The 14,488-nt window shown below is 68.4% G+C and carries 13 protein-coding genes; 9 read left to right on the top strand and 4 right to left on the bottom strand.

Annotation, left to right across the window (positions count from 1 at the left end):
- Window positions 1-77 precede the first annotated feature (77 nt).
- A complete protein-coding gene (locus ACFXKA_RS18305) occupies window positions 78-911 on the top strand; it encodes an SDR family NAD(P)-dependent oxidoreductase (RefSeq protein ID WP_379428135.1) in 834 nt (277 codons plus the stop codon).
- A 25-nt stretch (window positions 912-936) separates the two neighbouring features.
- Window positions 937-1,656: a hypothetical protein gene (locus ACFXKA_RS18300; protein ID WP_379428134.1), complete on the top strand. Its 720-nt coding sequence runs from the start codon at window positions 937-939 to the stop codon at window positions 1,654-1,656.
- 5 nt (window positions 1,657-1,661) lie between these two features.
- On the opposite strand, the gene ACFXKA_RS18295 is transcribed toward ACFXKA_RS18300, so the two are convergent.
- Window positions 1,662-2,819, bottom strand: coding sequence for an ROK family protein (locus ACFXKA_RS18295; RefSeq protein ID WP_379428133.1), 1,158 nt, complete (start codon window positions 2,817-2,819; stop codon window positions 1,662-1,664).
- A gap of 146 nt (window positions 2,820-2,965) precedes the next feature.
- Between ACFXKA_RS18295 and xylA the strand changes: the two genes are divergently transcribed.
- Both xylA and ACFXKA_RS18285 read left to right on the top strand, forming a co-directional pair.
- Entirely contained in the window at window positions 2,966-4,147 is a 1,182-nt protein-coding gene (gene xylA, locus ACFXKA_RS18290) for a xylose isomerase (protein WP_379428132.1), read from the top strand.
- A gap of 4 nt (window positions 4,148-4,151) precedes the next feature.
- Complete coding sequence (locus tag ACFXKA_RS18285; protein ID WP_379428131.1) at window positions 4,152-5,594, top strand: FGGY family carbohydrate kinase; 1,443 nt, start codon at window positions 4,152-4,154, stop codon at window positions 5,592-5,594.
- A 30-nt stretch (window positions 5,595-5,624) separates the two neighbouring features.
- On the opposite strand, the gene ACFXKA_RS18280 is transcribed toward ACFXKA_RS18285, so the two are convergent.
- A complete protein-coding gene (locus tag ACFXKA_RS18280; protein WP_379428130.1) occupies window positions 5,625-6,371 on the bottom strand; it encodes a thioesterase II family protein in 747 nt (248 codons plus the stop codon).
- Between the two features lie 76 nt (window positions 6,372-6,447).
- A complete protein-coding gene (locus ACFXKA_RS18275) occupies window positions 6,448-7,125 on the bottom strand; it encodes a TetR family transcriptional regulator (protein ID WP_379428129.1) in 678 nt (225 codons plus the stop codon).
- A gap of 73 nt (window positions 7,126-7,198) precedes the next feature.
- On the opposite strand from ACFXKA_RS18275, the gene ACFXKA_RS18270 reads away from it, so the two are divergent.
- The 3 genes from ACFXKA_RS18270 (at window position 7,199) to ACFXKA_RS18260 (ending at window position 11,390) form a co-directional block, all read left to right on the top strand.
- On the top strand, window positions 7,199-8,788 hold the full coding sequence (locus ACFXKA_RS18270; protein WP_379428128.1) for a GMC oxidoreductase: 1,590 nt from the start codon (window positions 7,199-7,201) through the stop codon (window positions 8,786-8,788).
- A 234-nt stretch (window positions 8,789-9,022) separates the two neighbouring features.
- A complete protein-coding gene (locus ACFXKA_RS18265) occupies window positions 9,023-9,772 on the top strand; it encodes a response regulator transcription factor (RefSeq protein WP_354843801.1) in 750 nt (249 codons plus the stop codon).
- A 61-nt stretch (window positions 9,773-9,833) separates the two neighbouring features.
- The gene (locus ACFXKA_RS18260) at window positions 9,834-11,390 is read left to right on the top strand and encodes a sensor histidine kinase (protein WP_379428127.1); all 1,557 of its coding nucleotides are present in this window, start codon (window positions 9,834-9,836) and stop codon (window positions 11,388-11,390) included.
- 34 nt (window positions 11,391-11,424) lie between these two features.
- Here ACFXKA_RS18260 and ACFXKA_RS18255 read toward each other — a convergent pair whose 3' ends face one another.
- Window positions 11,425-11,751 carry a hypothetical protein gene (locus ACFXKA_RS18255; RefSeq protein WP_354843797.1) on the bottom strand — a complete coding sequence of 109 codons (327 nt, stop codon included), beginning with the start codon at window positions 11,749-11,751 and terminating at the stop codon, window positions 11,425-11,427.
- 146 nt (window positions 11,752-11,897) lie between these two features.
- On the opposite strand from ACFXKA_RS18255, the gene ACFXKA_RS18250 reads away from it, so the two are divergent.
- Together ACFXKA_RS18250 and ACFXKA_RS18245 are read left to right on the top strand one after the other, a co-directional pair.
- Window positions 11,898-12,917, top strand: coding sequence for an asparagine synthase-related protein (locus ACFXKA_RS18250; RefSeq protein WP_379428126.1), 1,020 nt, complete (start codon window positions 11,898-11,900; stop codon window positions 12,915-12,917).
- A gap of 257 nt (window positions 12,918-13,174) precedes the next feature.
- Window positions 13,175-14,446, top strand: a complete 1,272-nt coding sequence (locus ACFXKA_RS18245) for a DUF418 domain-containing protein (RefSeq protein ID WP_379428125.1) — start codon at window positions 13,175-13,177, stop codon at window positions 14,444-14,446.
- Window positions 14,447-14,488 lie beyond the last annotated feature (42 nt).

Raw genomic sequence — 14,488 nt, 5'->3', positions numbered from 1 at the left:
ACGCCCGCTTCGGCGGGGAATAAGCAGTGCTTGGGAGCTTCATGTCCGAATCAGAGCCTTTCGCCGGTCGTACTGCGGTGGTCACCGGCGCCGCAAGTGGAATCGGCGCGGCGCTTGTCGCGGAACTTGCCTCACGCGGCATGGCGGTCGTCGTTGCCGACATCGATGAGGCCGGCGCGCAACGCGTGGCCGAGGAGCTCCGTTCGCACGGGGCGCGCGCCATCGGGGTCGGCGTCGACGTGTCCGATCCGGAGTCGGTCGCCGCGCTCGCGGTCGCCAGCTACGCGGAGTTCGGGTCGGTGGAGCTGCTGTGCAACAACGCCGGGGTCCTACTGTTCGGCGCAGTCGCGGACTCCTCGATCGGTGATTGGCGGTGGCTCTCGTCGGTGAACGTGGAAGGCACGCTGAACTGCCTGCACGCATTCCTTCCCGCGATGCGCCGCGCGAGCGGGTGGAGACATGTGATGAACACTTCGTCCGCCCACGCCTTCCTGCCGGACACGAGCCACACCGCCCTGTACAGCGCAACGAAGCACGCCATTCTCGGCCTCTCCTTAGGACTGCGAGCCGAGTTGACCCCCGACGGTATCGGCGTCACGACGCTGTGCCCGGGGCAAGTGGCCACCCGGATCCTCGACTCCCAGCGAAGCCGGCCAGAAGTCTTCGGCCAGCATGCAGCGGAGCCGTTCGGGACCGGGGTGATCCCACTGGCGATCGAACCGGACGAGGTCGCTCGTGCCGCCGTCGACGGCATCGCACGCCAGGACGAACTTGTCTTCGCGCTGCCCGACTTCGGCCTGGATCAATTCCGCTCCCAGGTCGAGCAAATGGGGCAGATGGCCGATGATGCGCTGGCCGTACACGCTGCCCGGCTCCCGCAGGGAGAAGAGTCGGCGGGCAGCGTGAATTGACCTGTGCGTCACTGAATGCCGTCGCATGAGTTCGATGAAGTTCCCGCGGCACCGGACCGCGTCACACCGGCTGCCGCGCAGGCGCAGTCAACGCATCAGTGTCGCGATCGTCAACATGACGGCCGTATCCAGCCTCCGAATCTCGTTCCGGCGCAACCCGAATGCGTCTGCGGCTTCAGCAGCGCAACCGCCTGGAAGCGTCGGCATAGTCAGACAATTCATCTCGAACATGAAGGAGAATCAGTTGATGGTTCCGAAGATCGGCCGCATCGTGATCGCCACGTTGGCAATTGCGACAGCTCTTGGGGTTTCCGCCTGCGGCAGTGGCAATAAGGACGAAGCCAAGCCGGACAAGGCGACCACGTCGAAAGTGGCTGCAGCCCAGAGCAGCTATCCGGCCGTGCCAGGTGCGACGGATCTCAATGCCGAGTTGCAGAAGCTCATGGATCCCAATATCGCCAACGAGCAGAAGCTGGACCTGATTCAGGGCATCAAGTCCGATCCGATGCTGCCGCAACGGTTGACCGATGCCTTCAAACAGATGAACGTCACCATCACGGTCACCAAGGTGACCGATTTGGGCAACGGCGCACTCACCGCCGACGCCCAGGTGTCCATCAACGGCGGAGCGCCGAACCAGGTGCTGGTACCGGTCGTGGCCGAAGATGGGAAATGGAAGGTCCAGAAGGACTGGACCTGCACCACGCTGTCGCTGGTCCAGCAGACTTCCCCGGCATGCAGCTGATCGAACTAGCCGGTGCCGTCGGTTGCTCGCTGGGGGATCCAGCCTGCCGGGTCGTGGATCAGTTCCTCCAAGGCCAGATACGCGGCACCGGTGGCGCCGGGCGCCGTATCCGGTCGGGCGACCTCGACTCGCGGGGCAATCCACCGTGCTGCCACCACCCGGCTGTGGAGGTGTGAGATGAGCGGGGGCAGTAGGAAATCGGCCAGCGCTGCCAAATGCCCTCCGAGCACGATGACCGGTATGCCGAGAATATTGATCGCCGCCGCCAGCGCGATACCGAGGGCCCACGCGGCACGCTCGAGGGAGTGCAGAACTGCGGCGTTCCCCGCGACCGCGTGAGCGGCGAGCTCGGCTGTGCCGGTGCCGGCCGGCAATCCGGCGGCGGCAACGAGTGCCTGCCTGCCGGCATACAACTCGAGACAGCCCGTGGAACCACACGCGCAGGCACCGCCGCCGGGATCGACGGTGACATGCCCGATTTCGCCGCTGCCCCCGTATGGTCCGGCCATCACCTTGCCGTCGATCACCGCCGCCCCGCCGATACCGGTATCGCCGGACACGTAGAAGAAGTTCCGGACCGCGCCCGGGCGGCCGGGTGCGTATTCGGCCGCTGCCCGGGCGGCCAGATCCGCCTCGTTGCCGACGCGCACCGACAGCCCGGCGCGTGCCCCGGCAGCGATGAACTCCTCGGGACGCAGTTCCGGCCACCCCAGGTTCGGTGCGGTCATGAGCGTGGCGGTGTCGGCGCGCGCGATCCCGGGCAGCGCCAAGCCGACCCCGACGACTCGCACGTCCTCGGCCAGCGCTGTAATCAATTCTGTGCTGAGCTCGCCGAGTCGGGCCAAGCAGGCGGCGGGTCGGCTGTTCCGCCAGTCGCCGATCTCGCTGCGTTCGCCGGCGATCTCCCCGGACAACGTGATCGCTCGAGCGGTCAAACGATTCGTATCCACCTGCAGCCCTAGGGCGATGAGGCGACTCCCGGCGATGACCGGCGTCGCCGGCCGCCCGCGGCTCGGTGCGGCCGCGCGCGGCAGCTCGGCGAGGATGCCACCGGCGACCAGCTCGTCGACCAGGCGAGACGCTGTGGCTCGGGTCATGCCGGTCGCCGAGGCGATACTCGCGCGCGACACACCCGCCGGGTTCTGCAGCACCGTGGTCAGCACCAACGCCAAGTTCGCCGCGCGGAGCGATCTCTGGCGGGCGCTGGTCGGTGCTGTGCGTTCAGCCAGCGAAGAACCTCGATTCACATATTGACCGTAACCCATCGGCCGATTAAGTTCAGCGGATAAACAAATGAGAGGATCGTGCGATGTCCCGCCAACCCACCCCGCAGGACAGGTTCTCGTTCGGACTGTGGACAGTCGGCTGGAGCGGCGCCGATCCGTTCGGTGCCGCGACCCGTCCGACACTGGCTCCGTGGGACTACGTCGACGGGCTGGCCCAGCTCGGGTCCTGGGCAATCAGCTTCCACGACAACGACATCTACCCATTCGATGCCGACGAGGCCATTCAGCAGCGGCGGGTCGCCCGGGTGAAGGACGCGGCCGATCGCGCTGGGCTGGCAATCGAGATGGTCACCACCAACACCTTCACCCATCCGGTCTTCAAGGAGGGCGGACTGTGCGCCAACGACCGGGCGGTCCGGCGCTTCGCGTTGCGGAAGATCCTGCACGCGGTCGATCTGGCCGGACAGGTCGATGCCACCACCTTCGTCATGTGGGGCGGCCGTGAGGGCAGTGAATACGACGGATCCAAGGACCTCTACGCCGCGCTCGAACGGTACAAGGAGGGCATCGACACCGTCGCGGCCTACATCGAGGCGCAGGGATACGACCTGCGAATAGCGTTGGAGCCCAAACCCAACGAACCGCGCGGCGACATCCTGCTGCCGACCGTGGGACACGCCCTCGCGCTGATCGCGGAGCTCGACCATGCCGATCTCGTCGGGGTCAACCCCGAGACCGGGCACGAGCAGATGGCGGGACTCAACTACACCCACGCGATCGGGCAGGCGTTGTGGAGCGGCAAGCTGTTCCACATCGACCTCAACGGGCAGCGCGGCGCGAAATACGACCAGGACCTGGTCTTCGGCCACGGCGATCTGATGTCGGCGTTCTTCACCGTGGACCTGCTCGAGAACGGGTTCCCCGGCTACCCCGACGGTCCGCGCTACACCGGGGCCCGGCACTTCGACTACAAACCCTCACGCACCGAACACATGCCCGGGGTGTGGGAATCGGCACGCGCGAACATGTCGACGTACCTGATGCTGGCCGACAAGGCCCGCGCATTCCGGGCCGACTCTCGCGTGCAGGAGGCGATGACACACGCCGGGGTGTTCGATCTCGCCCAGCCGACACTGGGCGCGGGTGAATCGGTACAGGCGTTCGCGGCGGCCCGAGACCGACTGTTCAACCCCGACACCGCCGCGACGCGCGACTACGGTTTCGTGCGCTTGCACCAGCTCGCCGTCGAGCATGTGATCGGATGAGGCCATGACACTCGTAGCCGGGATCGATTCCTCGACCCAATCCTGCAAGGTTGTCATCCGCGACGCCGACAGCGGCCGGCCGGTGCGCTCGGGCGCCGCCCCGCACCCGCCCGGCACCGAGGTCGATCCCGAATATTGGTGGCAGGCACTGCAATCGGCGATACAGCAGGCCGGCGGCCTCGACGACGTGGCCGCGGTCTCGGTCGGCGGGCAGCAGCACGGACTCGTCTGCCTCGACGCCCGCGGTGCGGTGATCCGTCCGGCGTTGCTGTGGAACGACACCCGATCCGCTGCTGCCGCACGCGACCTCGTTCACGAAATGGGCGACGGCGATCACGACGCAGGTGTGCGGCGCTGGGTCGACGCGGTCGGCACCGCACCGGTCGCGTCGGTGACCATCACGAAACTGCGCTGGCTCGCCGACCACGAGCCCGCCAACGCCGCCCGTATCGCGGCGATCGCATTGCCCCATGATTGGCTGACCTGGCGGTTGCGCGGTGCGAAATCGCTCGACGACCTGGTCACCGACCGCAGCGAAGCGTCGGGCACCGGCTATTTCGATCCGGTGTCCGGTGTCTACCGGCGTGAGCTGCTGGCAATGGCCTTGCGGTACAGCCAGACCCACGCGCAGGGCATCGTGTTGCCGGCCGTCGCGGCGCCGACGGCGCCGGCGGGCACCTCCGACCCTGCGCTGGGCCGGTCGGAGATGATCGTCGGGCCCGGGTGCGGCGACAACGCCGGCGCAGCGCTGGGTTTGGGACTGCAGGCCGGTGAGGTGATGCTCTCGCTGGGTACCTCGGGCGTGATCGCCGCCGTCACGACCACGCCGGTCCGGGACCCGTCGGGCACGGTGGCGGGCTTCGCCGACGCTACCGGTCGTTTTCTTCCACTGGTGTGCACGCTCAACGCCGCCAGGATCCTCGAGGCGACTGCCACCGTCCTCGGTGTGGATCTCGACGAGCTGTCGGCGTTGGCGCTGGCGGCGGCACCCGGCGCGGGCGGGCTGGTGCAGGTGCCCTACCTGGAAGGCGAACGGACGCCGAATCTTCCCCACGCCACCGGCTCTTTGTACGGCATGACGATGGAGTCGATGACCCGGGAGAATATCGCCCGGGCGGCGGTGGAGTCGCTGCTGTGCCTGACCGCCGCCGCTGCCGACGTGTTCCGTCGTGGTTCGGTGCCCGTCGACCGGGTCACGCTGACCGGTGGCGGTGCACGCTCGGCAGCCGTGTGCGCCATCGCGCCGGCGGTGTTCGGGGTGCCCGTCGATGTTCCCGTTCCAGGTGAATACGTCGCCGCAGGAGCCGCTCGCCAAGCCGCGTGGGTGATGTCGTCGGCCCCGCAGCCCCCTGCCTGGCCATTGGCCACCACCCGCACCTTTACTGCAGACCCGTCGCCGGAATTGCTCGCCCGATACCGGGAAGCAGCAGCACGCTCACACCAGTGATCTGCTGGGTCGTGTCCCCGGCAGGTCAGTTCACGCTGCCGAGGTGTGCTCGCGGATCAGCTGCCCGACCGCTCGGCTGTTCGCATCTATGAAGAAGTGACCGCCCGGAAACGATTGCGCGGCAAAGCTTCCGGAGGTGTGTGCGCTCCACGCCTGGATGTCCGCGAAACTCGCGTCGGGGTCGCGGTCGCCGATCAGTGCGACGATGGGGGACTTGACTGTTGCGTCCGTCGTGCACGTGTAGGTCTCGATGGCTCGGTAGTCGTTCCTGACGATCGACAGGATCAATTCCCGAAAGTCGGGATCCTCGAGCAATACCGCGGGCGTACCGCCGATCTGAAGCAACTGTTCACACAGTTCTCGATCGCCGAGCAGATGCACCCGCCCGGTTTGTGTCGCCGACGGAGCGCAGCGGCCGGAAGCGAACAGCACTGTCGCCGTTGCCCCTACCTCATCCTCGAGCCGCCTGCACGCCTCGAAGGCCACGACGGATCCCATGCTGTGGCCGAACACGGAAAAATTCTCGGCATCCCCGACCGCCTCGATCACCTCGGGAAGCAGGCCGTCGACGAGCCCTGAGATATCGCCCACGAGTCGTTCGTGCCTTCTGTCCTGCCGTCCCGGATATTGAACGGCGAGAACGTCGAACTCCGAACCGACGGACTCGGCCAATGGTCCGAAAGCGAGGGCGGATCCGCCGGCGTGGGGAAAGCAGACCAACTTGTGGGAGCCATTCCTCGGTGAAGGGGACAGGTGACGCAGCCAGCTATTGCCCATAGGGTGGAGAGCCTTTCCTCGGATTCGACATCCGAACGCTACCGTGCAAAGGGCTCGAGCCGGGTGCGGGGGAGCGTCAGGGCTGTTGTGGCGCAGGGGAATCCGTAGGGGCGCGACGGAACGGCGCGGCCACGTCGGGGCGCAGGGGGAGCGCGGTGGCCGATTCGCGGCGACGGAGGGCCTCGGAAGCCTCGGGCTCGTTGTTGGCCGTCAGGCGGTAGACGGCGCGTTCGAGGATCGGAAGGACTTCGGAGACCTGAAGGGTGCCGTCGGCGCATTGGCCGAGCAGGGAGAAGGTCATGTTGGAGAGGACGACGGCGATGTCCTCGAGGTAGCGGGGCTCGGCGCCGGCGAGTACGGCGGCGGCGATGGGGAGGACGGCGTCCAGGCCGTGATTGTCGAGGCGTTGGTTGGCCGGACCGATGCGGGCCCGGTGATAGGCCTCGAGCATGATCGGGTGGCGTTCCCAGGGATCGAAGACGTGGCGGATGACGCGGAGCAGGCCGTCGCGGATGGATTCGCCGGGGGGCGGGGATTCCATCGGGATGTAGGTGTTGTCCTCCATCCAGGCTTCGATGGCGGAGACGAGCAACTCGTCGCGCGTGGGGAAGAGCTTGTAGATGGTGGTGAGCGAGACGCGGGCGCGGCGCGCGACTTCGCGCAGCTGGACGGCGTCGTAGCCGTCGGATTCGAGCAGGGTGCGGACCTCGAGCAGGATCCGTGCCCGTAATGCCTCTTCCGTCTCCTTGGCCATGCAGTTACAGTAACGCCGTTACTTGAGTAACCGGGTTACTCGTCGAGTCCGCACGAACCTTCCAAGGTGTCCAATGCCAGATATCTCGCGTCGCTCCCTGCTGTCCGGAGCGGCCGTCACCGCTGCTCTGCTCGCGACCGCGCCGGTCGCCCGCGCAGGAATCGCCGCCCGGGTCCAGCGGGTGGAGCTCACCCGAGAAGACCATCGGGTCATCGTCATCGGCTCGGGTTTCGGCGGCGGTGTCACCGCCCTGCGCCTGGCCGAAGCCGGCGTCCAGGTGCTGCTGCTCGAGCGCGGACTGCGCTGGCCCACCGGACCGAACGCGCGGACCTTCCCGCATGCCACCGCACCGGACAAACGTATGCTGTGGCATCGCTCGAGTCCCGAATTGTTCGGCAAGCCGGTGGCTTTCGACAAGTACACCGGTCTCGTCGAGGCAGTGGCGGGGCAGAACATGACCGCCCTGTGCGCGGCGGGTCTGGGCGGCGGATCGCTTGTCTACCAGGGCATGTCGCTGCAGCCCACGGAGGCGGTCTTCAGCGCTCACTTCCCGGACGGACTCGACTGGGCATCCCTGAATTCCGTCTACTACCCCCGGGTCGCCCGCATGCTCGGTCTGGCCGTGGCCCCCGACGAACTGATCAACACGCCGAACTACACCGCCGCAAGGGTTTTCGCCGATCACGTCCGCCGCGCCGGCCTGCCGTTGTCGAAGATTCCCATGCCCATCGACTGGAACTTCGCACTCGCCGAACTCCGCGGCGAGATGGCCCCCTCCTACACCAACGGTGACGGGGCCATGGGCGTCAACAATGGCGGCAAGCACTCGGTCGACGTCACCTATATCGCCGCCGCCGAGGCCACCGGCCGCGTCACCGTCGAGACCCTGCACGAGGTCACCGACATCGAGCGCGCGCCGGACGGCCGCTGGATCGTGCACGTGAACCGCACCGATACCGCGGGCACGGTGCTGGAGAACAAGATCCTCACCACCAATGCCCTGGTCATGGCCGCGGGCAGCCTCAATACCACCCGTCTGCTGGTGCGTGCGGGGGCCAGGGGCCAGATCCCCGATCTCCCTGACGATCTCGGCCGCGGGTGGGGCACCAATGCCGACCGCATCTACGTCTGGTCCGCTCCCACCGAGGAATTCGGCCCCGCCCAGGGCGGTCCGGTCGTCTACGGCAGCCTGAACTGGGATGACCCGGACAATGCGCACACCGTCATCCAGGCGTCCATTCCGCCGCTGTCGATGGACGCGCACAGCACCATGATGGTCGGCTACGGCCTCAGCACCGGCCGCGGCGAGTTTCGCTACGACTCGGCGACCGATGCCGCCACCCTGCACTGGCCCGCAGACGGCGATGCCGCCATCCAGGACAACCACATCGGCCCCGCGGTGCAACGCATCGCCGGACCGTCGAGCGTGCTGCTCGACACCAATCTCGCGTTCCCCTCCACCTGGCATCCGCTGGGCGGTGCGAGCATGGGCACGGTGTGCGACCTGGACGGCCGCGTGCACGGCCAACCCGGCCTGTACGTCCTCGACGGCGCGCTCATGCCCGGCAACACCGCCGCCTGCAACCCGTCGATGACCATCGCGGCCCTGGCCGAACGCGCCCTGGATCATTTGGTGGCCACCGATGTGGGGCAAGCGATTTGACCTCGCCTCCGGACGCGCCGTACCGACCTCGGCTCGATTTCCTGCGGTCCGCACGCAGATTGCGGCGGCACCGCAGGTCTGCCGAGGTCCGACTCGCCGCGTCGAGCATCCGCATCCGCACGGTGCGGTCCTGCCCGAACACTGAACCGGCGCGCACAGCCGGCGCACAGGTCTCACAGCTGACCCATAGCTTCGGTACAGCTTCGGCCCAGCGATCTCCCCGACGCTGTAACAATGTCAGTTCTGACCTCGGGAAACACCCCGATCGAGCGCTCCGCCATGCGTCGTGCCGACGGCAGTCCCGTCAGCGTGCTCGTGGTGGACGACGAACCGGCGCTGGCCGAATTGCTCGCCCTGGCACTGCGTTACGAGGGCTGGACCGTCGGCACCGCCGGGGATGGGCGCACGGCCGTCGCCAAGGCGCGCGAGCTGCGGCCCGATGTGGTCGTGCTCGATGTGATGCTGCCCGATATGACCGGTCTCGAGGTGCTCGACCGGCTGCGCCACCTGCTCCCGGATCTGCCGGTCCTGCTGCTGACCGCCAAGGATTCGGTCGAGGACCGGATCGCCGGCCTCACCGCGGGCGGCGACGACTACGTCACCAAGCCCTTCAGCATCGACGAGGTGGTGCTGCGGCTGCGGGCGCTGCTGCGGCGCGCGGGCATCGCGAGCGAGGACAGCGGCTCGCGGCTGGTGGTCGGCGATCTGATGCTCGACGAGGACAGTCACGAGGTCACCCGCGACGGCGTCGACATCGTGCTGACCTCAACGGAATTCGAGCTGCTGCGGCTGTTCATGCGCAACCCGCGCCGGGTACTGAGCAAGGCGCAGATCCTGGACCGGGTCTGGAGCTACGACTTCGGCGGCCGCTCCAACATCGTCGAACTGTATGTCTCCTATCTGCGTAAGAAGATCGACAGCGGCCGCGCGCCGATGATCCACACACTGCGAGGTGCGGGCTATGTCCTCAAGCCGGCTCAGTGAGTCCACCCGTGAGCTCGGCGAATCCGAGCTCGGTCCCTCCACGAACGGGCGGGGTGAGTCCATGAATCGACGCGAAGAGCCCGTGAACGAGCTCCCCGTACCCTCGGGCCGGCCCGCCGAGCCGAGGGCCCGCCGCCGCTGGTCGCTGCGCAGGCGGCTGCTGGTCGGACAGGTGGTGCTGCTGGTGGCCGTGGTCGCGGGCATCGGCATCGCGACCGAGCTTGCGCTGCAACAGTTCCTGGTGCACCAGGTGGACGTCGACCTCACCGAGACGACCGAGCATGCTCTCGGCGACGTGGGTGGCGGTCCCAGCCTCGGCCCGCCGCCGGACCAGCACAATGCCCCCGGCCCGCTGCCCTCGACAGGCGAATCGTCCGGTCCGGGACCGGAATTCCTGAATCGCCGCAGCATCCAACCGGATACGGTCGGCGCGCTCGTGGACCGCGACCACTCGGTGAGCGCGGGCCGCGTCGGCAACGACGGCGTGCAGTCCGCCCTGTCGGAGTCGGCCCGCAAGCAGCTGGCCGCCGTCACTCCCGGCAAGCCCGTCTCGATGGATATCGAGGGCCAGGGCCACTATCGCGTGCTCGCCGAGACCACCTGGTCGGGCAAGACGGTGATCACCGGCCTGCCGCTGGACTCGGTCGACGCCACCCTCATGCGGGTGCTGCTGATCCTGTTGATCGCCACCGCCGTGGTCCTGGTGGTGGCGACCTCCGCGGGCATCTGGCTCATCCGGCGCGCCCTGACCCCGCTGGATCGGGTCGCCGCCACCGCCGCGCGGGTCGCGGACCTGCGGCTGGATCGCGGGGAAGTGACGCTGCCCGTGCGGGTTCCGGTCGCCGACGCCGACGCTCGTACCGAGGTCGGTCAGCTCGGTATGGCCATCAACCGCATGCTCGACCACATCGCCGGTGCGCTCGAGGCCCGGCACGCCAGCGAGACCCGGATCCGGCGGTTCCTGGCCGACGCCAGCCACGAACTGCGCACCCCGCTGTCCTCCATCCGCGGTTACGCGGAACTGGCGCTGCGGGAACGGGATACGCTGCCGCCGGTGGTCGCGCACGCCATGAGCCGCGTCGACTCCGAGTCGCGGCGCATGACGACCCTGGTGGAGGACATGCTGCTGCTGGCTCGCCTGGACGCCGGGCGGGGGATCGAGCGCGCGCCGGTGGACCTGACCCGGCTCACCGTGGACGCGGTCAGCGACGCCCACATCGCCGGCCCGGATCTGCAGTGGGCGCTGGAACTACCGCCCGAGCCGATCGTGGTCACCGGCGACACGGCCCGCCTGCACCAGGTGCTGGCCAACCTGCTCGCCAATGCGCGCGTGCACACCGGACCCGGCACCCGGGTCACCACCGCCCTGGCCGGGGACGGCCGGGGCGGGGCGATCTGGCGGGTCACCGACGATGGACCGGGCATTCCCACGGAACTGCAGCCGGAGGTCTTCGAACGCTTCGCGCGCGGTGATTCGTCGCGCTCGCGGCGCGCCGGCAGCACCGGGCTCGGCCTGTCCATCGTGGCGGCGGTGGTGAAGGCGCACGGCGGCGCCATCGCGGTCGAAAGCCGCCCCGGCCGTACCGAATTCACCGTGCGCCTGCCCGCCGCGGGCTGAGCGCACGGCGGCGGTCTGCCCGCGGCGGTGACGGTCAGCCGAACGAGCCGGTCGGCGGCTGCGGCTGGGCCTGCGGCTCGGGCTGGGGCTGCGGCTGATCCGGGCCGCGATCCTGGTCGCCGGGCCGGTCGTGCCGATCCTGGTCGCCGGGGCGGTCGTGGCGGTCCTGGTTGTCGCCGCCGCGATCGTGATTCCAATCCGGGTCGGCGATCTGGCTGACCACCGGAATCCCGGAGTCGGTGGTGGCGGCCGAAGCGGGGATGGCCAGCGCGGCCACCGGCACCGCGGCGAGCGCACCGGCCACGGCGATGCGGGCGGTCACGCGGCGCAGGCGGGACGGGGTCACAGACGAGGATTTCAACGCGCAGAACCTTTCTCGGAGGGACGGCGGGCCGACCGGCCTGCCGTGACTCCTATCCAAAAGCCCCTATGTGGGCGGGCCATGGGTCCGACCTATGTGCCAGCTGGGAATCCGAGCCGGTGCCGCGCCACAGTAGGCTGAGCCGCGTGGGACGACCGGACGCAGCACACACCGCCCCCGCCGCCCAGAGCGGCGCACCCATGCAATTCGTCGCGGACCTGCGCGATATCGCCACCCCCGACCCGGATTCACGCCGTCTCACCGATCCCGGGCACGCCGCCGAACTGGTGGCGGCCGAGACCCGGGACCGGCTGCGCGCGGTGTTCGAGGCCATGCCCGCCGACCCGGTCATCCTGCTGTCCGGCGGCGTCGACTCGATCTTCCTGGCCGCCACCGCCGTCGCCCTGGGCCATCGCCCGCACGCTCTCACCGTGCTGACCCCCGACGGCACCGACCGCGCCAACGCCACGGCCGCCGCCACCGCCCTCGGCCTGCCGCACGACCTCGTCGAACTGGACGGCCCCGCCGTGGCGGCGTTGGCGCGGGAATCGCTGGAGCGCCTGAAAGTGCCCGAGCTGTGGGAGGTTTCGTACGCCGTCCCGATGCTCGCCATCCAGCCGGTCCTGGATCGTCTCGGCGTCACCGGCCCGATCCTGACCGGCAGCGGCGCGGACGCCATTTTCGCGGGCGGCAAAACCCTTGCGTATCCGATCGATTCACCCGAGGCCACCGCGGAACTCGACCGCATCACCCGCACGGAATCCGCCCACAACTTCACCGTCGACCGGCTCGTCCCGGACTTCTATTCCCGCATCCTGGGTGACCGCGCCGACCATATCGTGCACGTCTTCCAAACCGTCCGCTTCTGGGAATTCGCCCAAACCCTCGCGCCCCCAGCACTGTTCGGCCCGCACGATGGAGCCCCCGCCGACAAGCTGTGCGTCCGCATCGCCTGCGAACGGCTGCTGCCCGAATCGGCCCGCTCCCTGGCGTGGGCCGAGAAGTCCGCCATCCAGCGATCGGCAGGCATCATGGGTGCGCTGGCCGAGGCCGCTCGTGCGTACGCCGCCGACATCCCCGGCGCACGCACCTACTCCGATCCCGCCGCAGAACAATTCGACGCCGTGGCCACCCGCCTCTACCTCGCGCTTCTCCTGCGCGACTAGGTTCTTTCTCGAAGCGGTGAGGGCGAGCCCGTGGCCCGCCCTCACCACTGCCGGAGCCATTGGTTGATCGACATCATCGAGCTGGATGCCATCCTCGAGGCGTAGCTCGCGAGTTCTCGCCTAACCCTTCTGGTTAGCTGGGAACTAACTCTTTCGGCTATTTCTTCCGCGAAGCGGGCATTGGGCTCGAATTTCTCGTGTGTGCCGAATTAGCCTCGCTGTCACTAGCAGTCGAAATCCTGGAGGTGGGCAAGGTTATGAGATCGCCGGCATCGGTCACCGTGCCGCAAGAATCGGATGCTTTGAATTCGCTGCCGCGCGTCCTCGCGCTCGACGCGGCGCGGGGCATCGCGGTGCTGGGCATGTTCGCGGTGCATGTCGGGCCGGCGCGGCGCCAGCCGGGCGCGTCCTGGCTGACGGTCTTCGAGGGCCGGTCGGCCGCGCTGTTCGCGGTATTGGCGGGCGTGTCGCTGGCGCTCATGTCCGGCGGGGCGCACCCTGCCACCGGGATCGCGGCCCGCCGCAGCCTGATTCGCATCGGCTCCCGAGCCGTGCTGGTCGCGCTGCTGGGTCTGGCGCTGGCGCAACTGCATTCCGGCATCGGAATCATGATCATCCTGACCTACTACGGCCTGTTCTTCCTGCTGGCCCTGCCCGCCCTGCGGCTGGATGCCCGGTCGCTCGCGATACTCGCGGCGGTGTGGGCGATCGCCGGACCGATCCTGTCCTTCGTCATCCGAAGCCACATGCACCAGAACGCTTCCGGCGGCGACCCCGTCTTCGAGATGTTCACCTCGTGGTCGGGTCTGCGGCAGGTTGGCCGGCTGCTGGTGCTCACCGGCGGGTACCCGGCGCTCACCTGGATGCCGTTCGTCTTCGCCGGTATGGCCCTGGGCCGCTGGGGGATTCGCGCACTCCGGCCGCTGCCGGTGATCGGTGTCGGTGTGCTGCTGGTGCTGCTCGGATACGGCGGTTCGTGGCTGGCGCAGCGCCCGCTGGGCGGACGCGCGCACCTGGTCGACCTGCTCACCGCGGGTTTGACTCAGGCCGGGGTCACCGACTTCGATCCGGGCCGGATCATCGACATGACGGGTTTCGGCGCGGTGGCGACAACGAGCTGGTGGTGGCTGACCGTCGCCACCCCGCACAGCGGCACCCCGTTCGAGGTGTTCGGCGCGATCGGTGTCGCCTTCCTGGTGATCGGTGTCCTGATGGCACTGGTCCCGCGTGCCGGTCTCGCCTTGCGGCCCTTGATCGCCGCGGGCTCCTGCGCGTTGAGCCTCTACATCCTGCAGGTGGTGGCGGTCAGCGTCCTGGTGCCGATACCCGACGAGAACGCGAGCGCACCGCCGGGCGGCATCCACGGCCCGGGCTGGGAACTACTGGCACTACTCGCCATCGGTTCCCTGGTGCTGGCGACTCTGTGGCGCAGCCGGTTCCGTCGCGGTCCGGCGGAACGGCTGCTCCACACGATCACTGAGGGTGTGACGAACGCTCCGGTCAGGCGTTCTTCCCCGACACATCCGTGAATATGCGAACGTGGGCAACAGCTTTCACCAAAATGCTGATGG

The organism is Nocardia sp. NPDC059228, from assembly GCF_042754245.1.
Classification (GTDB): Bacteria; Actinomycetota; Actinomycetes; order Mycobacteriales; family Mycobacteriaceae; genus Nocardia.
Note: the sequence above shows the minus strand (reverse complement) of the source record. Positions and strands in the feature narration are given on the sequence as shown.